Annotated in this window: 15 protein-coding genes and 2 pseudogenes; 11 read left to right on the top strand and 6 right to left on the bottom strand. The window is 71.7% G+C overall.

What is annotated here, in order from left to right; genetic code table 11:
* The 5 genes and pseudogenes from EAO77_RS04705 to EAO77_RS04685 all read left to right on the top strand — a co-directional run.
* Positions 1-715, top strand: a pseudogene (locus tag EAO77_RS04705) (ATP-binding cassette domain-containing protein); the annotation flags it as partial.
* Positions 716-717: 2 nt separating this feature from the next.
* A pseudogene (locus EAO77_RS04700) lies at positions 718-1,866 on the top strand (ATP-binding cassette domain-containing protein); the annotation flags it as partial.
* A 614-nt stretch (positions 1,867-2,480) separates the two neighbouring features.
* Complete coding sequence (locus EAO77_RS04695) at positions 2,481-4,250, top strand: PQQ-binding-like beta-propeller repeat protein (protein WP_147986844.1); 1,770 nt, start codon at positions 2,481-2,483, stop codon at positions 4,248-4,250.
* Between the two features lie 341 nt (positions 4,251-4,591).
* Complete coding sequence (locus EAO77_RS04690; RefSeq protein ID WP_261993957.1) at positions 4,592-6,109, top strand: PQQ-like beta-propeller repeat protein; 1,518 nt, start codon at positions 4,592-4,594, stop codon at positions 6,107-6,109.
* A gap of 311 nt (positions 6,110-6,420) precedes the next feature.
* Positions 6,421-7,110, top strand: a complete 690-nt coding sequence (locus tag EAO77_RS04685) for a helix-turn-helix transcriptional regulator (RefSeq protein WP_147986842.1) — start codon at positions 6,421-6,423, stop codon at positions 7,108-7,110.
* Between the two features lie 16 nt (positions 7,111-7,126).
* On the opposite strand, the gene EAO77_RS04680 is transcribed toward EAO77_RS04685, so the two are convergent.
* Both EAO77_RS04680 and EAO77_RS04675 read right to left on the bottom strand, forming a co-directional pair.
* Positions 7,127-7,417, bottom strand: coding sequence for a hypothetical protein (locus EAO77_RS04680; RefSeq protein WP_147986841.1), 291 nt, complete (start codon positions 7,415-7,417; stop codon positions 7,127-7,129).
* 21 nt (positions 7,418-7,438) lie between these two features.
* The gene (locus tag EAO77_RS04675; RefSeq protein WP_147986840.1) at positions 7,439-9,109 is read right to left on the bottom strand and encodes a sodium:solute symporter family protein; all 1,671 of its coding nucleotides are present in this window, start codon (positions 9,107-9,109) and stop codon (positions 7,439-7,441) included.
* 232 nt (positions 9,110-9,341) lie between these two features.
* Here EAO77_RS04675 and galT point away from each other — a divergent pair, with 232 nt between their 5' ends.
* From galT to EAO77_RS04655, 4 genes are all read left to right on the top strand, one after another.
* Positions 9,342-10,382: a galactose-1-phosphate uridylyltransferase gene (gene galT, locus EAO77_RS04670; protein WP_147988945.1), complete on the top strand. Its 1,041-nt coding sequence runs from the start codon at positions 9,342-9,344 to the stop codon at positions 10,380-10,382.
* A complete protein-coding gene (galE, locus tag EAO77_RS04665; protein WP_147986839.1) occupies positions 10,383-11,351 on the top strand; it encodes a UDP-glucose 4-epimerase GalE in 969 nt (322 codons plus the stop codon). It begins immediately after the preceding gene.
* Positions 11,348-12,454 (top strand): galactokinase, encoded by a 1,107-nt coding sequence (galK, locus tag EAO77_RS04660; RefSeq protein ID WP_147986838.1) that lies wholly within the window; start codon positions 11,348-11,350, stop codon positions 12,452-12,454. The genes galE and galK overlap by 4 nt, the downstream gene beginning before the upstream one ends.
* Positions 12,455-12,730: 276 nt before the next feature.
* Positions 12,731-13,483 carry a response regulator transcription factor gene (locus EAO77_RS04655; RefSeq protein ID WP_222723659.1) on the top strand — a complete coding sequence of 251 codons (753 nt, stop codon included), beginning with the start codon at positions 12,731-12,733 and terminating at the stop codon, positions 13,481-13,483.
* 25 nt (positions 13,484-13,508) lie between these two features.
* Here the strand turns inward: EAO77_RS04655 and EAO77_RS04650 are convergent, their stop codons facing one another.
* A complete protein-coding gene (locus tag EAO77_RS04650; RefSeq protein WP_147986837.1) occupies positions 13,509-14,006 on the bottom strand; it encodes a MarR family winged helix-turn-helix transcriptional regulator in 498 nt (165 codons plus the stop codon).
* A 131-nt stretch (positions 14,007-14,137) separates the two neighbouring features.
* On the opposite strand from EAO77_RS04650, the gene EAO77_RS04645 reads away from it, so the two are divergent.
* The gene (locus EAO77_RS04645; protein ID WP_147986836.1) at positions 14,138-14,959 is read left to right on the top strand and encodes a trans-aconitate 2-methyltransferase; all 822 of its coding nucleotides are present in this window, start codon (positions 14,138-14,140) and stop codon (positions 14,957-14,959) included.
* Positions 14,960-15,036: 77 nt separating this feature from the next.
* Here EAO77_RS04645 and EAO77_RS04640 read toward each other — a convergent pair whose 3' ends face one another.
* Both EAO77_RS04640 and EAO77_RS04635 read right to left on the bottom strand, forming a co-directional pair.
* A complete protein-coding gene (locus EAO77_RS04640; protein WP_147988943.1) occupies positions 15,037-15,720 on the bottom strand; it encodes a TetR/AcrR family transcriptional regulator in 684 nt (227 codons plus the stop codon).
* The gene (locus tag EAO77_RS04635) at positions 15,720-16,715 is read right to left on the bottom strand and encodes an acyl-CoA desaturase (protein ID WP_147986835.1); all 996 of its coding nucleotides are present in this window, start codon (positions 16,713-16,715) and stop codon (positions 15,720-15,722) included. Before EAO77_RS04635 ends, EAO77_RS04640 begins: the two co-directional genes overlap by 1 nt.
* A 264-nt stretch (positions 16,716-16,979) precedes the next feature.
* On the opposite strand from EAO77_RS04635, the gene ppc reads away from it, so the two are divergent.
* Positions 16,980-19,709 (top strand): phosphoenolpyruvate carboxylase, encoded by a 2,730-nt coding sequence (ppc, locus tag EAO77_RS04630; protein WP_147986834.1) that lies wholly within the window; start codon positions 16,980-16,982, stop codon positions 19,707-19,709.
* A gap of 66 nt (positions 19,710-19,775) precedes the next feature.
* Here ppc and EAO77_RS41235 read toward each other — a convergent pair whose 3' ends face one another.
* Entirely contained in the window at positions 19,776-19,853 is a 78-nt protein-coding gene (locus EAO77_RS41235) for a hypothetical protein (RefSeq protein WP_410088515.1), read from the bottom strand.
* Positions 19,854-19,929 lie beyond the last annotated feature (76 nt).

Raw genomic sequence — 19,929 nt, 5'->3', positions numbered from 1 at the left:
CCCCGAGGCCACCATCCGGCACGAGGTCATCGGCGACCTCGCCGACCACGAGTGGGCGGGCAACGCCAAGATCCGCGACGTGCTGACCGGCCTCTTCGACGGCCTGGACCTGTCCCAGTTCCCGCAGGGCCTCGACACGGTGATCGGCCCGCTGTCCGGCGGCGAGCGCCGCCGCATCGCGCTGGCGAAGCTGCTCATCGCCGAGCAGGACCTGATCGTCCTCGACGAGCCGACCAACCACCTGGACGTGGAGGGCATCGCCTGGCTGGCGCAGCACCTGCGCAACCGGCGCTCGGCGCTCGTCTGCGTCACCCACGACCGCTGGTTCCTCGACCAGGTCTGCACCCGCATGTGGGACGTGCAGCGCGGTGACGTGTACGAGTACGAGGGCGGCTACAGCGACTACGTCTTCGCCCGCGCCGAGCGCGAGCGCATCGCCGCCACGGAGGAGTCGAAGCGGCAGAACCTGATGCGCAAGGAGCTCGCCTGGCTGCGGCGCGGAGCGCCCGCGCGGACCTCCAAGCCGCGCTACCGCATCGAGGCGGCGAACGAGCTGATCGCCGACGTGCCGCCGCCGCGTGACACGTCCGAGCTGATGAAGTTCGCCTCGGCCCGGCTCGGCAGGACCGTGTTCGACCTGGAGGACGTGACCGTCCAGGCCGGGCCCAAGGTGCTGCTGCAGCACGTGACCTGGCAGCTCGGCCCGGGCGACCGGGCGCCGAGCGCGAGCGCATCGCCGCCACGGAGGAGTCGAAGCGGCAGAACCTGATGCGCAAGGAGCTCGCCTGGCTGCGGCGCGGAGCGCCCGCGCGGACCTCCAAGCCGCGCTACCGCATCGAGGCGGCGAACGAGCTGATCGCCGACGTGCCGCCGCCGCGTGACACGTCCGAGCTGATGAAGTTCGCCTCGGCCCGGCTCGGCAGGACCGTGTTCGACCTGGAGGACGTGACCGTCCAGGCCGGGCCCAAGGTGCTGCTGCAGCACGTGACCTGGCAGCTCGGCCCGGGCGACCGGATCGGCCTGGTCGGCGTCAACGGAGCCGGCAAGACCTCGCTGCTGCGTGCGCTCGCCGACGCGGCCACCAGTGGCGGCGACCAGCAGCCGGTGGCCGGCCGGGTGGTGGTCGGCAAGACGGTGCGCCTCGCCTATCTGTCGCAGGACGTGACCGAACTGCCGCCGTCCCTGCGGGTGCTGGAGGCCGTGCAGCAGGTGCGCGACCGGGTCGACCTCGGCAAGGGCCGGGAGATGACCGCCGGGCAGCTGTGCGAGCAGTTCGGCTTCGGCAAGGAGAAGCAGTGGACGCCGGTGGGCGACCTGTCCGGCGGCGAGCGCCGCAGGCTCCAGCTGCTGCGCCTGCTGATGGACGAGCCGAACGTGCTCTTCCTCGACGAGCCGACCAACGACCTCGACATCGAGACGCTGACCCAGCTGGAGGACCTCCTCGACGGCTGGCCCGGCTCCATGATCGTGATCTCCCACGACCGGTTCTTCATCGAGCGGACGACGGACCGGACCTTCGCGCTGCTCGGCGACAGCGCGCTGAGGATGCTGCCGCGCGGCATCGACGAGTACCTGGAGCGCCGGGCGCGGATGGTGGAGGCCGCCGTGCCCGCCGCCCCGGCCGCCGCCTCCGCCGGTGCCAGGGAGAAGCCGGCCGCCGACGCCCGCGCCGCCAAGAAGGAGCTTCAGCGGATCGAGCGGCAGCTCGACAAGATCGCGGGCAGGGAGTCCACGCTGCACACGCAAATCGCCGACAACGCCACGGATTTCGAGAAGGTGGCCGAACTGGACGCGAAGCTGCGCGAACTCGCGGGCGAGCGAGACGAGTTGGAGATGCGCTGGCTGGAGCTGGCCGAGGACGCGTAGTTCCGGCCCCGCGAGCCATCCGTGAGGAAGCCGTGGAAAGCGCGTAACAACCGCATCACGGCCCGGTCCTCCCTTGGGAACAGGGGAGGACCGTACCCGTTCCGGCTTCCGCATGAGTGGTACAAAGAAACGCGCCCGACCATGTTCGGCCGAAAACCGAACGGAACGGTCCGGCCGGATCCCTGACGCACCGCGCTCGCGCAGCGACCACCGGAGTGGCGGGGGAGACGGACCGTCGGGGGACCTCACGGGGGGCTTCACCGCCGGGCGCGGCGGTGCGCAGGAGACAGGGGGAGGCGCTGATGCACCAGCTGCCCGATCGGCCACGGCCGGCCGGGTGCTCCGGCACCGCGCCGTCCCGGCACGGGTGCACGGCGCCCCGGCCGCGCCCCGGCGCCCGCCGGCGCCGCGGCCCCCTCCCGGACACCGCGGCACCGCGCATCGGCCCCGTACCGGCCCGCCGTTCCTTTCCCGCCCCGCCGCGCGTCGCGGCGTACCGCGCTGCTCCGGGGAACACGGGCTCCGCAGGCCGCCGGCCGGCCGGCGCACGCGGTCCGGGCCGTCCGGGCACCCCGACTCCTCACCCCATCCGACCACTTCAGAGGTAGTACGCCATGACACAGCCGCCGCCGGGCTTCGGAGCACCCCAGGACCCGCAGGGTGTCCCGCAGCCGCCCGCCCAGCCGCCCCAGATGCCGCCGGCACCGCCCACGCCGCCGGCCGGCGCGCCCGGCTACGGCTACCCGCAGCAGGGCCAGCCCGGTCCGTACGCGCAGCAGCCCGGTCCGTACAACCAGCAGCCCGGTCCCTACGGGCAGCAGCCCGGCCCGTACAACCAGCAGCCGGGCCCCTACGGGCAGCAGCCCGGCCCGTACGGCACCTACCCGACGCAGCCGCAGTACCCGGCCGCGCCGACGCCGCCGTCCGGCTCGGGGCCCGGCGGCTTCTTCAAGGGCAAGCCGGGTGTCATCGTGGCCGCGTCGGTCGCCGCGCTGCTCGTCGTCGGCGGGGGCACCTACCTCGCGCTCAGCGGCGACGAGAAGGACGACAAGCCGACCGTCGGCAAGTCCAGCGACGCACCGAAGCCGACCGGCTCGGAGAGCGTGGACCAGGGCGACGGCAAGGGCGACGGCGGCGGCGAGGGCGCGGAGGACCTCAACGCGGGCCGCAAGGACGGCGAGTCGAAGGTCCTGTTCCTCAACACGAACGACGTCGACCTGCCGCGCAACGGCGCCGAGGTCTTCGGCCTGTGGACCGTAGGGGACACCGTGGTCAAGGCCATGTACCGCGAGGTCGCGGGCTACTCGGTGGCCGACGGCAGCAAGAAGTGGAGCGTCCCGGTCAGCACCAAGGTGTGCTCGGCCCCCGTGAACGCCTCCGCCGACGGCAAGATCGTCATCGGTGTCGAGGACGGCCTCACCGACAAGGCCAAGTGCAACGACCTCCAGATGATCGACCTCAAGACCGGCAAGGCGGGCTGGAAGAAGTCCATCCCCAAGCCCACCGGCGCCTTCGCCTCGCTGGCCGACTACACGCTCTCCATCAGCGGCAACACCCTCGCGGTGGGCGGTACGGGCAGCTCGTACGGCTTCTCCCTCGCCGACGGCAAGCAGCTGTTCACCGGTCCGTCCGAGGGCTGCAAGCCGTTCGCGTTCGCCGGCGGACCGAAGCTGCTGGCCGGCGCCTCCTGCCCGACCAGCGACTACGACAAGCCCAAGCACCAGCTCCAGGAGCTCGACCCGGCCACCGGCAAGGTGAAGTGGTCGTACAACACCCCCGAGGGCTGGGAGATCGACAAGGTCTACTCGTCGAGCCCGCTGGTCATCTCCATCACCCAGCGCGAGCCGAAGAAGTGGTCGATCATCGCGCTGACCGACGCCGGCAAGCCCCGCGCCACGATCGACGGCGGCAAGGACAAGTTCGCCCCCCGCTGCGGCGGCGCGTTCGTGGTCTTCGGCCAGAACCTCGAGGGCTGCACCGGCGTGGCAGCCGACGCCCAGAACTTCTACATGGCGACGGACACCGGCTACGGCAACGCCAACGAGGTCGTCGCCTTCAGTCTCGCCACGGGCAAGGCCGCCTGGCGCTCCAAGGCCCCGGCCGAGCGGGAGATGTCGCCCCTGCGCATGGAGGGCGGCCAGCTCCTCGTCTACATGGGTGCCTCCTACGACAAGGGCGGCACGCTCGCGACGATCGCCCCGTCCGGCGGCGCGCCGAAGACGCTGCTCCAGAACCCCGCGTCGACCTCGCAGATCGAGAGCTCCTTCTACTCCCCGAAGATGGCCTACGCCGACGGCCGTTTCTTCATCGCCAGCGGGCGGGTGAGCGCCGGCAACGACGAGGAGGAGAAGCAGACGAAGACCATGATGGGCTTCGGCCAGTGATCGTGGCCCGAGCACCCGAAACCCCCTCCCCTCCCCGTCCCTTGAGGCCGGGCCCGCCCCCGAACCAGCCGCCGAACCAGCCCCCGCAGGGCGGTTTCGGCGCTCCCCAGGAGCCCCCGGCCGGCGGGTTCGGCGCGCCGACCCCGCCGCCGCAGGACGGCTCGTACGGCTATCCGCAGACTCCGCCGCAGGGCGGGTCCTACGGCTATCCGCAGACCCCGCCGCCCGGGCAGCAGCAGTACGGCTACCCGGGGACCCCGCCGCAGGGCCAGCCGCAGCAGTACGGCTACCCGCAGCAGGGCGCGCCGGGGCAGCAGCCGTACAACTACCCGACGCAGCCGATGCAGCCGTCGGCGCCGCAGCCGGGCGGCGGCGGTGGCGGCGGGCGCAGGATCAGCACGCAGATGCAGATCATCATTGCGGCGTGCGTCGCCATCGTGCTGATCGTCGTCGGCGGCATCGTCTACGCCTCGTCCGGCGACGACGGCAAGAAGGACGAGGCCAAGAACAGCGCGGGCGGCGCCTCCGGTGGTGGCGGCAAGGACGGCGGCGACGGCGGGAAGACCGCGCCCGACGGTCCCGGCACCGAGAAGCCGGGCGCCAACACCGCCTCCAAGGTGGCCTACCAGCTGCCGGAGCCGGCCCGTGAGGACCTGACCGCGGTGCCCGGCTCCTGGGTCACCGACAAGGCGTTCGTGAAGCCCGGGGTGAACTCGGTCGTCGGCTACGACGTGGCCAAGGGCAACGCCCTGTGGACGACCCCGCTCGCCGGCCAGGTCTGCGCCGGCTCGCGGCACGTCACCGAGGACAACAAGACCGCGATCCTCTTCGAGGCCAAGAAGCGGACCGCGCCCAAGTTCTACGAGAAGTGCACCGAGGTCGGTGTGCTCGACCTGACCACCGGCAAGCTCCTGTGGAGCAAGTCCGTCACCGGCGACACCAGCGGCGACGAGAAGACGCAGTTCGAGCAGGTCACGATCAGCGGCGGCACGGTCGCGGCCGGCGGCCTCTACGGCGGCGCCGCGTTCGACCTGGCGACCGGCGCCGTCCGCTGGAAGCCGACGGTCGACGCCCAGAACTGCCGTGACATCGGCTACGCCGGCGGCAAGGCGCTCGTGGCCGTCCGCTCGTGCGGCGAGTACGGCAGCCGCACCGCCATGGTCCAGCCGGTGAACGCGGACAACGGCACCCCGCTCTCCACCTACAAGATGCCCGCCGGTGTCGAGGACGCGCGCGTCGTGTCCACCGACCCGCTGGTCGTCGCGGCGGACGTCGGCGACACGGGCACCTTCGGCATCTCCGACTTCTTCTCGATCGACGCCAGTACCGGCAAGCTGCTCGCCCGGATCGCCGCCCCCGGCGACAAGTACCTGGCCCGCTGCTCCGCCAGCGACGGTGTGGAGGGCTGCCAGTTCGTCGTCGTCGGCAACAACAAGCTCTACCTGCCGACGGCCGAGCACGACGCGGGCGGCGAGCTGGGCCGGACGAACGAGATCATCGCCTTCGACCTCGCCACCGGCAAGGGCACCCCGGAGCGCGCGGACGCGGGCGCCGGCTACCACTCGCTGCCGCTGCGGATGGACGGCGGCAACCTGATCGTCTACAAGTGGCCCCCCTACAACAAGGGCGGGCAGATCGTCAGCATCAACGGCGCCACCTTCGAGCAGACGGTCCTGATGGACAACCCGGCGGACCGCTCCGTCCGGGACGCGGAGACCAGCTTCACCGAGAACGGCTCCGAGTACCGCTACCAGGGCGGCCGCTTCTTCATCTCGCAGGACCTGATGAGCAAGCCGCGGGCCAGCGAGTCGACCTTCGGCAAGAAGTACCTGGCGATCGTCTTCACCGTCGCCGACTGACCCCTCGTGTCCGTCCCGTGGCCCGGCCCGCCTCCCCGGCGGCCGGGCCACGGCCGTTCCCGCGCCCGGGCGCGCCGGTTTCCGGGCGGCGGCGGCCGGCCGTATCTTTCGGTGGTCCGCCCCCGACGCGGCACGGATGCGCCGCCGGCGGCCCGGTTCCTACACCATCGCCACGGCAACCGGCCGTGTTTGCCGCCTGATTCGGCGATCCGGGAGCCTTCTGGCGGGACTGGGCCCGGACGCGGGCACGAGCGTGTAGCTTTCCGGGGTCAGGGGAGCCGGGGGTCAGCTCCGACGGGGAGGATTTCTCGATGGGCGTGCGGCTCATCGTGGTCGACGACCACAGACTGCTCGCCGAGGCACTGGCCTCGGCGCTGAAACTGCGCGGGCACCGGGTGCTGGCGGCGGCCGCGCCCGCGGCGGGGGCCGCGGAGCTGGTCGTCGCGCGGGCACCCGAGGTGTGCCTGCTGGGCACCCAGGCGCCCGCGGCGCCGGGCGCCTTCGACCCCGTGGTGCGGATCAAGCGCGAGCGGCCGCAGGTCGCGGTGGTGGTCCTGGGGCCGGTGCCCAGCCCGCGCGGTATCGCGGCGGCGTTCGCCGCCGGGGCGTCCGGCTATGTGCGCCACGACGAGCGCATCGAGGGCGTGGAGCGCGCCATGGTCAAGGTCCGGGCCGGGGAGGCGGTGGTGGCACCGCAGCTGCTCCAGGGGGCCTTCGCCGAACTGCTGAACCCGGCGGCGCAGCCCGACGACGAGGGCCAGCGCCTGCTCACGCTGCTGACCCCGCGCGAGGTGGAGGTGCTGGTGCGGGTCGCCGAGGGCGAGGACACCCGGCTGATCGCGGCCGGGATGGGGATAGCGTCGAGCACCGCGCGCACGCATGTGCAGCGGGTGCTGATGAAGCTGGGCGTGGGCTCCCGGCTGGAGGCGGCGGCGCTGGCCGCCCGCACCGGCCTGCTCGACCGGGCGGCGTACGGTACGCCGCCCGGACGGAGCATCTAGGACCTTTCGGCGGTCGTCACGGGGCGGTCGGCCCCTCCTCGTCGGGTTCGGGGGCGGCGGTGGGCCGCAGGGCGAACCAGGCGAGGAAGAACAGCCCGAGGGCCAGCATCCCGAGTCCGGTCCACAGATTGATGTTGACGCCTTCGGCCTTCTGGAGGTCGGCGTCCGAGGCGAACACCCCGGCGCCGGTGACGATGACGCCGTAGAGGGTGAAGAGGCCGCCGATGATGCGGCGGATGTCGAAGAGGCGTGCCGCGGTCGCGGACTTGCCCTCCAGCTCGGAGACTTCGCGGTGCAGTTCGGACATGGTCTTCGGCCTCCGACCGGATCAGAAGGAGTAGGGGACGTAGCAGAGGGCGGCGATCGCGACGGCGCCCCAGCCCAGCAGGGCGGGCCTGCGGTACCAGGCGTCGTCGCCCTCGGCGGGCGCCTCGGCCGTACCGGGGGAGCGTGTGCCGTAGACCAGGCCGGCGAGTTCCGCCTCCGGCCTGGGCGCGGTGAACAGGGTGACGACCACCATCACGACCGCGCCCGCGACGAAGCCGACGATCGCGGAGACGAAGTTGGCGCCCTGCTCGGAGGGGATGTCGATGATGCCCTGCCGGTAGACGACGAAGTAGTTCACCATCGCGGCCGTGGTGCCGGCGAACAGGCCCCAGACGCCCGACTTCATCGAGGCCCGCTTCCAGAACATGCCGATGATGAAGACCACGAACATCGGCACGTTGAAGAAGGAGAACAGCGTCTGGAGGTAGCCCATGATGTTGCTGAAGCTGGACGCCAGGAACGCGGTGCCGATGGAGCAGAGCACGCCGATGGCGGTGATCAGCCGGCCGAAGCGCAGGTAGTAGGCGTCGTCGCGGCCGGTCCTCACGTACTTGGCCCAGATGTCGTACGTGAAGACGGTGTTGAAGGACGACACGTTCGCCGCCATGCCGGCCATGAAGGCGGCGAGCAGGCCCGTCACCGCGATGCCGAGTACGCCGTTGGGCAGCAGCTCCTGCATCAGCAGGGGGATGGCGTCGTTGTACGTGAGGTCGGAGCCGGCGGTGCCGATCTTCGGGACGACCACGGCTGCGACGAGGCCGGGGATCATCACCAGGAAGACGATGAAGATCTTCGGGAACGCGGCGATCAGCGGGGTGCGCTTGGCGGCGGAGAGGTTCTTCGCGGACAGGGCGCGCTGCACCTCGGCGAAGTTGGTCGTCCAGTAGCCGAAGGAGAGCACGAAGCCGAGGCCGAGGACGATGGTGAGCCAGTTGGCGCCCAGCGGGTTCGGGTCACCGATGCCGGTTCCGCCCCAGGCGGTGAGGAAGTCCGGTCCGTGGCTGCGCTCCAGCGAGCCGGTGAGCCCGTCCCAGCCGCCGACGCGCCTGAGGGCGAGGAAGGTCAGCGGCAGCAGCGCGGCGAGGATGACGAAGAACTGGAGCACCTCGTTGTAGATGGCGGAGGAGAGGCCGCCGATGGTGATGTACGCGAGGACGAACGCGCCCGCGACGACGATCGACATCCACTGCGGCCAGCCGAGGAGCGCCTCGACCACGATGGACAGGGCGTAGAGGTTGACTCCGGCGATGAGGATCGCGGCGAACGCGAAGAGCACCGAACTGAGCAGGTGGGCGGACCTGTCGAAGCGCTGGAGCAGGAACTCGGGGACCGAGCGGACCTTGGAGCCGTAGTAGAACGGCATCATCACCAGGCCCAGGAAGACCATCGCCGGGATGGCGCCGATCCAGTACCAGTGGACGACGGCGACGCCGTACTGCGCGCCGGTCGCCGCCATGCCGAGTATCTCCGTCGCGCCGAGGTTGGCGGCGACGAACGCCAGACCCGTGACCCAGGCGGGCAGGGAGCGGCCGGAGAGGAAGAAGTCGAGGCTGGTCTTCACACTCGCCCGGGCGGCGAAGCCGATGCCCAGGACAACGGCGAAGTAGATCGCCAGGATTGCGTAGTCGAGCCCGTTCGTGGGGAGCCGGAGCCCGTCGGCCAGGTAGTGCATGAGTACTCGCTTCGTTGCGCGAACTGAGTCACCCGGCAACGTATGCATTCATGTTCGAGAAATGAACAGTTCTGATGGTGTTCTTTGTTCGATCGTGATCGAGAGCGACCGCGGGCATGTGGGTGATCACGGTGGGACAGCGTGAGCCGGCCGTCGCACGTCTTGACAGTGATGTTTGGTCGTGGTTCTTTGTGTTCGGTTCTGTTGGGTGGGAGTGATCGAGGAGCTCCATGTGAAGAAGACGTCGACCCGGCTCGCCGACGGGCGCGAGCTGGTCTACTACGACTCCCGTGACGACGTCGTGCGCGACGCGGCCGACCTGCGGCCGCTGGACGCGGTCTCCACCGCCTCGGAGATCCGGCACGACGTCCTCCTCGGGGACAGCGTCGCCGTCGCCTCCCACCGCCAGGGCCGCACCTACCACCCGCCGGCCGACGAGTGCCCGCTGTGCCCCTCGCGGGACGGGCGCCTCAGCGAGATCCCCGAACCGGACTACGACGTCGTCGTCTTCGAGAACCGCTTCCCCTCCCTCGCCGGCGAGCAGGGCCGCTGCGAGGTGGTCTGCTTCACCTCCGACCACGACGCGTCCTTCGCCGACATCTCCGAGGAGCAGGCGGGGCTCGTGCTGGAGGCGTGGACGGACCGCACGGCCGAGCTGGCCGGCGTCCCGGGCGTCGAACAGGTCTTCTGCTTCGAGAACCGCGGCGCCGAGATCGGCGTGACGCTCCAGCACCCGCACGGCCAGATCTACGGCTATCCGTTCACCACCCCCCGCACCGCCCTGATGCTCCGCTCGGCCACCGCCCACCGCGAGTCCACCGGGGGCAACCTCTTCGACGAGGTCGTCGCCCGCGAACGCGCCGAGGGCTCCCGCGTGGTGATGGAAGGGGAGCACTGGATCGCCTTCGTGCCCTACGCCGCGCACTGGCCCTACGAGGTGCACCTCTACCCCACGCGCCGCGTCCCCGACCTGCGGGCGCTCGACGACGCGGCGCGCACGGAGTTCCCACGGATGTATCTGGAACTCCTGAGGCGCTTCGACCGGATCTTCGGCGACGCCGAGCCGCCCACGCCCTACATCGCCGCCTGGCACCAGGCGCCGTTCACTGCACCCGGGCGGGACGACTTCGCGCTCCATCTCGAGCTTTTCACCATTCGCCGCACTTCCGGCAAGCTGAAGTTCCTCGCTGGTTCCGAGTCCGGTATGAGCGTGTTCATCAACGACGTGCCGCCGGAGGCGGCGGCCGGACGACTGCGAGAGGTAGCGAGCTAAGTGAGCAAGAAGTACCTGGTCACAGGTGGAGCGGGATATGTCGGCAGTGTGGTCGCCCAGCATCTGCTGGAGGCCGGACACCGCGTGACCGTGCTCGACGACCTCTCCACCGGCTTCCGCGAAGGCGTCCCGGCCGGCGCGGAGTTCACCGAGGGCCGCGTCCAGGACGCCGCGCGGGTGCTCGACGCCTCCTTCGACGGAGTGCTGCACTTCGCCGCGTTCTCGCAGGTCGGCGAATCCGTCACCGACCCGGAGAAGTACTGGCGGAACAACGTCGGCGGCACCATGGAGCTGCTGGCCGCGATGCGCGCCGCCGGGGTGCGCACCCTCGTCTTCTCGTCCACCGCGGCGACCTACGGCGAACCGGTCTCGACCCCCGTCACCGAGTCGGACCCGACCGCCCCCACCAGCCCCTACGGGGCCTCCAAGCTCGCCGTCGACCACATGATCAGCGGCGAGGCGACGGCTCACGGCCTGGCCGCGGTCTCCCTGCGCTACTTCAACGTCGCCGGCGCCTACGGCGACTTCGGCGAGCGCCACGACCCCGAGTCCCACCTGATCCCGCTCGTCCTCCAGGTGGCCCTCGGCAAGCGGGAGTCCATCTCCGTCTTCGGCGACGACTACCCGACCCCCGACGGGACCTGCGTCCGCGACTACATCCACGTCGCCGACCTGGCGGAGGCCCATCTGCTGGCGCTCGACGCGGCCGCCGCGGGCGAGCACCTGATCTGCAACCTCGGCAACGGCAACGGCTTCTCGGTGCGGGAGGTCGTCGAGACCGTCCGCAAGGTCACCGGCCACCCCGTGCCCGAGGTCCTGGCGCCGCGCCGCGGCGGGGACCCCGCGGTGCTGGTGGCCGCCGCGGACACGGCCCGGGAACGCCTGGGCTGGCGACCGAGCCGTGCCGACCTGGCCGGCATCGTTTCCGACGCCTGGGCATTCGCCCGTGGAAGGGAAGAAGCGTCATGACCGACGGTGTGTGGGCTGCGCCCGGCAGGGTGAATCTGATCGGTGAGCACACCGACTACAACGACGGCTTCGTGATGCCCTTCGCGCTGCCGCACACCACGGTGGCCACCGTGGCGCGCCGCGACGACGGCGTGCTGCGGCTCCACTCCGCCGACGTGCCGGGCGGCCCGGTGGAGCTGCGCGTCGCCGACCTGGACCCGGGCCGCAGGACGGGCGCGTGGACCGACTACCCGGCCGGTGTGGTGTGGGCGCTCGCCGACGCCGGGCACACCGTCCCGGGCGCGGACATCCACTACGAGTCCACGGTCCCGGCCGGCGCGGGGCTGTCCTCGTCGGCGGCCCTGGAGGTCGTCACCGCGCTCGCCCTGAGCGACCTCTGCGAGCTGGGCCTCGACCGCCCCGGGCTGGCCCGGCTGTGCCAGCGCGCCGAGAACGTCTACGTCGGCGCGCCGACCGGGATCATGGACCAGACGGCGTCCGCCTGCTGCGCCGAGGGCCACGCCCTCCATCTGGACACCCGCGACATGACCCGGCGGCAGATCCCCTTCGACCTCGCCGCCCACGGCCTCGAACTCCTCGTCGTCGACACCCGGGTGAAGCACTCCCACAGCGAGGGCGAGTACGGCAGGCGCCGCGCCGGCTGCGAGGCGGGCGCGGCGGCGCTCGGCGTGCCGGCGCTGCGCGACGTGCCCTGCGCCGGGCTCGACGAGGCGCTCGGCCGCCTGGAGGACCCCGAGGTGCGGCGTCTGGTGCGTCATGTGGTCACCGAGAACGCCCGCGTCGAGCGGGTGATCGGCCACGCCGAGGCGGGTGACTTCCGGTCCATCGGCCCCGTGCTGACGGAGGGCCATGCCTCGCTGCGCGACGACTTCGCCGTCTCGTGCGAGGAGCTGGACCTGGTGGTCGAGGCGTCCCTGGGGGCGGGGGCGCTGGGCGCCCGGATGACGGGCGGCGGCTTCGGCGGCTCGGCGATCGTGCTGACGGAGGCGTCCCGGTCGTCCGACGTCGGCAAGGCCGTGCTCGACGCCTTCGCCGGCCGTTCCCTGCTCGAACCGAGGCTCTTCACGGCGGTTCCGGCACAGGGCGCGCACCGGCTCTCCTGACGGGACACCGTCGACTTCTGTCACCTTGTGAAACATCCGCACCACCAGGCACGCCGGAGGGTGATCAGTTCTGCAAAAGGCCTTCCGCGCCCGGCCCCCGTCCGTACTCTGATGCACAACGCCGGTGGGGGCCGGTGTTGATCAGGGGGCGAGACCGTCGGGTACGGCGCCCGGGGCGGGGTATCACTGAGAGCACGGCGGCGGCCGTGCGCCGGTGCGTACCGCTCCCCAGGCGCCGTGTCCGCGCAGATCCGTCCTCCCGCACTGGGGGTGCAGGTGATTCGTATCCGGGTCCTGGTGGTGGACGACCACCGAATCTTCGCCGAGTCGCTCGCCGCGGCGCTCGCGGCCGAGCCCGATGTCGACGTGGCCGCGGCCGGCAGCGCGCCGGCCGCGCTGCGGTGTCTGGAGCGCGCGGCGGCCGACGGCAGGCGCTTCGACGTCATGCTCGTCGACGCCGACCTCGGGACGGCCGCGCTGCCGGCGCCCCGGGCGGTGCCCGCCGCGCGGGACGCGGAGGCGGTGGTGGACGGCATCTCGCTGGTCGCCGGCCTGCGCGCGCACCGGATCGCCGTGCGGTCCGTGGTGCTCGCGGAGAAGGACGACGCCGGCCGGGCGGCGCTGGCGCTCCAGGCGGGCGCGTCGGGATGGATCGCCAAGGACTGCTCGCTGCAGCGCCTGCTGGGCGTGATCAGGGGTGTGCTGCGCGACGAGACCCACATGTCGCCCGCCCTGCTCACCGGCGTGCTGCGGGAACTGACCGCGGCGCGCAAGCACCGCACCGAGAGCGAGGAACTGGTCGAGTCCCTGACGCCGCGCGAGCGGGAGGTCCTGCGCTGCATGGTGGCGGGCCTGGGGCGCAAGGCGGTCGCCGAGCGCCTCTTCCTGTCACCGCACACCGTCCGGACGCATATGCAGAACGTGCTGGGAAAGCTCGGGGTGCACTCCACGCTGGCGGCCGTCGCCCTGGCGCGCCGGGCGGGGGTCGGCCCGGCCGACCTGAGCGTCGGCCTGAGAGCCGTTCCGTGATCCACCGGGGATCACGGGACATCCCTCAGCCGGGGACGTTGTCGAACGGGGCGGTCAGCCGGCGCAGCAGTGCCGCCAGTTCGGTGCGCTGAGGGCCGGAGAGCTGGGCCAGGATGGCCCGTTCCTGGGCGAGCAGGCCGGCCAGTGCCTGGTCCGCGCGGTCGCGGCCCTCGGGGGTCAGGCGGACCAGCACCCCGCGCCGGTCGCTGGGGTCCGGCAGCCGCTCGACCAGGTTCTTCTTGGCGAGCCTGTCGATGCGGTTGGTCATCGTGCCGGAGGTGACCAGGGTCTGGGTGAGCAGTTGCCCGGGGGACAGCTGGTAGGGCGCGCCCGCGCGCCGCAGCGAGGTGAGCACGTCGAACTCCCACGGCTCCAGCTGGTGCTCGGAGAACGCGAGCCGGCGTGCGCGGTCGAGGTGACGGGCGAGCCGTGACACACGGCTGAGCACCTCGAGTGGTTCCACGTCGAGGTCGGGGCGCTCTCGGCGCCAAGCCGCGACCAGTCGATCGACCTCGTCCTCCATGGCGATCAGTGTAGTTGGTCCCTCGACATGAAGTCTCTTGACGTCAAGATATAGTCTCCTTGACTATTGGGCATGGTCGGCCCGGAACACCCTTCCGCCTCGGCATCCTGTTCCCGCAAGGGGGATCGAACATGCACTCCGCACCCACCTGGGATCCACAGCAGTACCTGCGCCACGCCGGACACCGCACCCGTCCCTTCCTGGACATGCTCGCCCGCATACCCCAGCTGCCCTCCGGCAGCCGCCCCGCCCGGATCGCCGACATCGGCTGCGGCCCGGGAAACGTCACCGCCCTGCTCGCCGACCGATGGCCCGACGCCCACATCACCGGCTTCGACCTCTCCCGCGAGATGCTGGCGCAGGCCGAGAAGGACCACGCCGGCGCCACCGCCGGCGGCGGCTGGCTCGACTTCCGCCCCGCCGACGCCGCGCACTGGACCCCCGACGAGCCGTACGACCTGATCGTCTCCAACGCGGCCCTCCAGTGGGTGCCCAGCCACCCCGAGTCCTTCGCCGGCTGGATCGACGGCCTCACCCCCGGCGGCACCCTCGCCTTCCAGGTCCCCGGGAACTTCACCGCCCCCAGCCACGCCCTGCTCGGCGAGCTCTGCGAGACACCCCGCTGGCGGGGCCGCCTCGGCGATCTGGGCCGCCGCTACGTGCACATCCTGGAACCCGCCGACTACCTCGTACGCCTCGCCGCCCTCGGCTGCGACGCCGACGCCTGGGAGACCACCTACTTCCAGCTGCTCGGCGGCGAGGACCCCGTCCTCGACTGGGTCAAGGGCACCGCCCTGCGCCCGGTGCTCACCGAACTCGCCGACGACCCCGACGCCACCGGGGAGTTCCTGTCCCAGTACCGGGACCTGCTGCGCGCCGCGTACCCGCCGGGGCAGCACGGCACGGTCTTCCCGTTCCGCCGGATCTTCGCCGTCGCCCGCAAGCTCTCGTAGCGCCGCCGCCCCCGGGCCGTGCCACGCCCGGGGCCCCGCCACGGATGGCGGGGCCCCGGGGCGTACGGGCGCGCGTGTCAGTTCTTGCGGTGGCCTATCAGCCGGGGCTTCTGCTCCAGGCCGTCCAGCCCGTGCCAGGCCAGGTTCACCAGATGGGCGGCGACCTCGGCCTTCTTGGGGCGGCGGGCGTCCACCCACCACTGCCCGGTCAGGGCCACCATGCCGACCAGCGCCTGCGCGTACAGCGGCGCCAGCTTGGGGTCGAAGCCCCGGTTCTTGAACTCCAGGCCGAGGATGTCCTCGACCTGCGTGGCGATGTCACTGATCAGCGAGGCGAACGTGCCCGTCGACTGGGCCACCGGCGAGTCCCGCACCAGGATGCGGAAGCCGTCCGTGTACGTCTCGATGTAGTCCAGCAGCGCGAAGGCCGCCTGCTCCAGCAGCTCCCGCGGATGCCCCGCGGTCAGGGCGCCCGTCACCATGTCGAGCAGCTGGCGCATCTCGCGGTCCACCACGACCGCGTACAGGCCCTCCTTGCCGCCGAAGTGCTCGTACACCACCGGCTTGGACACCCCGGCCTTGGCCGCGATCTCCTCCACCGACGTGCCCTCGAAGCCCTTCTCCGCGAACAGGGTCCGGCCGATGTCCAGCAACTGCTCCCGGCGCTCCGCCCCGGTCATCCGCACCCGGCGGGCCCGCCTGCCCGGCGACCTCGTCTTCTCCGTACCGCTGCTGCTGCCGTCACTCGCCACGTCGTCCATCATGCCGCTTCGGCGGAGCCGCTCCCGCCCGGGGCGGACACCCGGCGGGCATCGAGCCGGGAACGCTGCGGCCAGCGCACGTCGTACGCCCACCCCGCCAGCTCGAACCAGCGGATCAGCCGCGCGCTGGAGTCGACCTGGCCGCGCAGCACGCCGTGGCGGGCGCTCGTCGGGTCGGCGTGGTGGAGGTTGTGCCACGACTCGCCGCAGGAGAGCACCGCGAGCCACCACACGTTGCCCGAGCGGTCACGCGACTTGAACGGGCGCTTGCCGACCGCGTGGCAGATCGAGTTGATCGACCACGTCACGTGGTGCAGCAGCGCGACCCGGACCAGCGAACCCCAGAAGAACGCCGTGAACGCGCCCCACCACGACATCGTCACCAGGCCGCCCACCACCGGCGGGATGGCCAGGGAGACGATCGTCCACAGGACGAACTGGCGCGAGATGCGGCGCAGGGCGGGGTCCTTGATCAGGTCCGGGGCGTACTTGTGCTGCGGGGTCTGCTCCTCGTCGAACATCCAGCCGATGTGCGCCCACCACAGCCCCTTCATCAGGGCAGGCACCGTGTCGCCGAACCGCCAGGGCGAATGCGGGTCGCCCTCCGCGTCGGAGAACTTGTGGTGCTTGCGGTGGTCGGCCACCCAGCGCACCAGGGGTCCCTCGACGGCCATCGACCCCATGACCGCCAGCACGATCCGCAGCGGGCGCTTCGCCTTGAAGGAACCGTGGGTGAAGTAACGGTGGAAGCCGATCGTGATGCCGTGGCAGCCGATGTAGTACATGACCACCATCAGCCCGAGGTCGAGCCAGCTCACACCCCACCCCCAGGCCAGCGGCACGGCCGCGACCAGGGCCAGGAAGGGCACCGTGATGAACAGCAGCAGTGCGAGCTGTTCGACCGAGCGCTTGCTGTCACCGCCCAGCGTGGCGGAGGGTGCGTCGGCGGCCGACACCGGCGAGGCGTCGTCCAGCAGATCGGGACCAGTGGTCATGAAACTTCCCTGGGGGTGGGGGAGCGGTGACCCGCGAGCGGGTGGCCCGGGGGACCATGGGCGGACACCCGGTCCACGGACCGCCCGTGGCTACGGGGCCGTAACCTACGGCGACGTAAGTATGGCAGCGCCCGGCCGCTCGGCAAGAGACCTGTGGACAACGTCGGGAAAATGGACACCTATCCTGTGTGTCGTCGGACAGCGCGGTCCGCAAGCCTCCAGTACCCCTCCAGACGTGCTCAAACACTGCAAGGAGCCGCACCTGTGAGCAGTGCCGACCAGACCCCCACCGCCACCGCCGAACTGCGTGCCGACATCCGCCGACTGGGCGATCTTCTCGGTGAGACGCTCGTGCGCCAGGAAGGCCACGAACTCCTCGACCTCGTCGAGCGGGTCCGCGCCCTGACGCGCACCGACGGCGCGGCCGCAGCCGAACTGCTGGGCGACACCGACCTGGAGACCGCGGCCAAGCTCGTCCGCGCCTTCTCCACGTACTTCCACCTGGCGAACGTCACCGAACAGGTGCACCGCGGCCACGAGATGCGTGAGCGCCGTGCCGCCGAGGGCGGCCTGCTCGCCCGCACGGCCGACCGCCTCAAGGACGCCGATCCCGAGCACCTGCGCGAGACCGTGCGCAACCTCAACGTGCGCCCCGTCTTCACCGCGCACCCCACCGAGGCCGCCCGGCGCTCCGTCCTCAACAAGCTCCGCCGCATCGCCGAACTGCTGGAGAACCCGGGCATCGCCGCCGACCGGCGCCGCCACGACCTCCGCCTGGCCGAGCACATCGACCTCATCTGGCAGACCGACGAGCTGCGCGTGGTGCGCCCGGAGCCCGCCGACGAGGCGCGCAACGCCATCTACTACCTCGACGAGCTGCACGCCGGCGCCGTCGGCGACGTCCTGGAGGACCTCGCCGCCGAACTGGAGCGCGTCGGCGTCGAGCTCCCGCCCGGCACCCGCCCCCTCACCTTCGGCACCTGGATCGGCGGCGACCGGGACGGCAACCCCAACGTCACCCCCCAGGTGACGTGGGACGTGCTGATCCTCCAGCACGAGCACGGCATCACCGACGCCATCGAGGTCATCGACTACCTGCGCGGCCTGCTCTCCAACTCCATCCGCTACGCGGGCGCCACCGAGGAGCTCCTCGGCTCCCTCCGGACCGACCTGGAGCGGCTTCCCGAGATCAGCCCCCGCTACAAGCGCCTCAACGCCGAGGAGCCGTACCGGCTCAAGGCCACCTGCATCCGCCAGAAGCTCGTCAACACCCGCGAGCGGCTCGCCAAGGGCACCCCGCACGAGGAGGGCCGCGACTACCTCGGCACCGCCGAGCTGCTGAGCGACCTCACCCTGATCCAGACGTCCCTGCGCGAGCACCGCGGCGGCCTCTTCGCCGACGGCCGGATGGACCGGGTCATCCGCACCCTGTCCGCGTTCGGCCTCCAGCTCGCCACCATGGACGTCCGCGAGCACGCCGACGCCCACCACCACGCGCTCGGCCAGCTCTTCGACCGGCTCGGCGAGGAGTCCTGGCGCTACGCCGACATGCCGCGCGACTACCGGCAGAAGCTCCTCGCCAAGGAACTGCGCTCCCGGCGCCCGCTGGCGCCGACGCCCGCGCCGCTGGACGCCGCGGGCGAGAAGACCCTCGGCGTGTTCCACACCGTCAAGCAGGCGTTCGAGCGCTTCGGGCCCGAGGTCATCGAGTCGTACATCATCTCGATGTGCCAGGGCGCCGACGACGTCTTCGCCGCCGCCGTCCTCGCCCGTGAGGCCGGACTGATCGACCTCCACGCCGGCTGGGCGAAGATCGGCATCGTGCCCCTGCTGGAGACCACGGACGAGCTGAAGGCCGCCGACGTCATCCTGGAGGGCATGCTCGCCGACCCCTCCTACCGGCGCCTGGTCTCGCTCCGCGGCGACGTGCAGGAGGTCATGCTCGGCTACTCGGACTCCTCCAAGTTCGGCGGCATCACCACCAGCCAGTGGGAGATCCACCGCGCCCAGCGCAGGCTCCGCGACGTCGCCCACCGGCACGGTGTACGGCTGCGCCTCTTCCACGGCCGCGGCGGTACCGTCGGCCGCGGCGGCGGGCCCTCGCACGACGCGATCCTCGCCCAGCCGTGGGGCACCCTGGAGGGCGAGATCAAGGTGACCGAGCAGGGCGAGGTCATCTCCGACAAGTACCTGATCCCCTCGCTCGCGCGGGAGAACCTCGAGCTGACGGTCGCCGCCACGCTCCAGGCGTCCGCCCTGCACACCGCGCCCCGCCAGTCCGACGAGGCGCTCGCCCGCTGGGACGCGGCGATGGACGTCGCCTCCGACGCCGCCCACGCCGCCTACCGCCGACTCGTCGAGGACCCCGACCTCCCGACGTACTTCCTCGCCTCCACGCCGGTCGACCAGCTCGCCGACCTGCACCTGGGCTCGCGGCCCTCCCGCCGCCCCGGCTCGGGCGTCTCGCTCGACGGCCTGCGCGCCATCCCGTGGGTCTTCGGATGGACCCAGTCCCGGCAGATCGTGCCCGGCTGGTTCGGCGTCGGATCCGGCCTCAAGGCGCTGCGCGAGGCCGGACTGGACGGCGTGCTCGACGAGATGCACGAGCAGTGGCACTTCTTCCGCAACTTCCTCGCCAACGTCGAGATGACGCTGGCCAAGACCGATCTGCGGATCGCCCGGCACTACGTCGACACCCTCGTCCCCGACCACCTCAAGCACGTCTTCGACGTCATCGAGGCCGAGCACGACCTCACCGTCGCCGAGGTGCTGCGGGTGACCGGCAACGACGAACTGCTCGGCTCCAACCCGGCGCTCCAGCAGACCTTCGGCATCCGGGACGCCTACCTCGACCCGATCTCCTACCTCCAGGTGGCGCTGCTCAAGCGCCAGCGGGACGCGGCGGAGCGCGGCGAGGAGGCGGACCCGCTGCTGGCCCGCGCCCTGCTCCTCACCGTCAACGGCGTCGCGGCGGGTCTGCGCAACACCGGCTGACCCGTGACGCGACGGTGCCCCCGTCCCGGACCGAGGTCCGGGACGGGGGCACCGTCATGTGCGCGATCAGTGCAGGCGGGCCGTACGGCGGCGCGCCAGCAGGTAGCCGCCACCGGCGACCAGGGCGGCCGCGACGCCCGCCAGGACGCCCAGCGGGGCGCTGCTGCCGGTCTCGGCGAGGTCCCCGTCGCCGCCGGGCGCGGGGGCCGCGGACGTCGAG

It is taken from the genome of Streptomyces sp. T39 (assembly GCF_008042045.1).
GTDB lineage: Bacteria > Actinomycetota > Actinomycetes > Streptomycetales > Streptomycetaceae > Streptomyces.
The sequence above is the reverse complement of the archived record's forward strand: the minus strand, read 5'-3'. Positions and strand labels throughout refer to the sequence as shown.

Bases quoted from the DNA above. Each gene is read 5' to 3' on its own strand.
- EAO77_RS04690 (WP_261993957.1), top strand. From the start codon at position 4,592: ATGCAGCCGTCGGCGCCGCAGCCGGGCGGCGGCGGTGGCGGCGGGCGC.
- EAO77_RS04685 (WP_147986842.1), top strand. From the start codon at position 6,421: ATGGGCGTGCGGCTCATCGTGGTCGACGACCACAGACTGCTCGCCGAG.
- galK (WP_147986838.1), top strand. From the start codon at position 11,348: ATGACCGACGGTGTGTGGGCTGCGCCCGGCAGGGTGAATCTGATCGGT.
- EAO77_RS04680 (WP_147986841.1), bottom strand. From the start codon at position 7,417: ATGTCCGAACTGCACCGCGAAGTCTCCGAGCTGGAGGGCAAGTCCGCG.
- EAO77_RS04695 (WP_147986844.1), top strand. From the start codon at position 2,481: ATGACACAGCCGCCGCCGGGCTTCGGAGCACCCCAGGACCCGCAGGGT.
- EAO77_RS04650 (WP_147986837.1), bottom strand. From the start codon at position 14,006: ATGGAGGACGAGGTCGATCGACTGGTCGCGGCTTGGCGCCGAGAGCGC.
- EAO77_RS04675 (WP_147986840.1), bottom strand. From the start codon at position 9,109: ATGCACTACCTGGCCGACGGGCTCCGGCTCCCCACGAACGGGCTCGAC.
- EAO77_RS04635 (WP_147986835.1), bottom strand. From the start codon at position 16,715: ATGACCACTGGTCCCGATCTGCTGGACGACGCCTCGCCGGTGTCGGCC.
- EAO77_RS04640 (WP_147988943.1), bottom strand. From the start codon at position 15,720: ATGGACGACGTGGCGAGTGACGGCAGCAGCAGCGGTACGGAGAAGACG.
- EAO77_RS04645 (WP_147986836.1), top strand. From the start codon at position 14,138: ATGCACTCCGCACCCACCTGGGATCCACAGCAGTACCTGCGCCACGCC.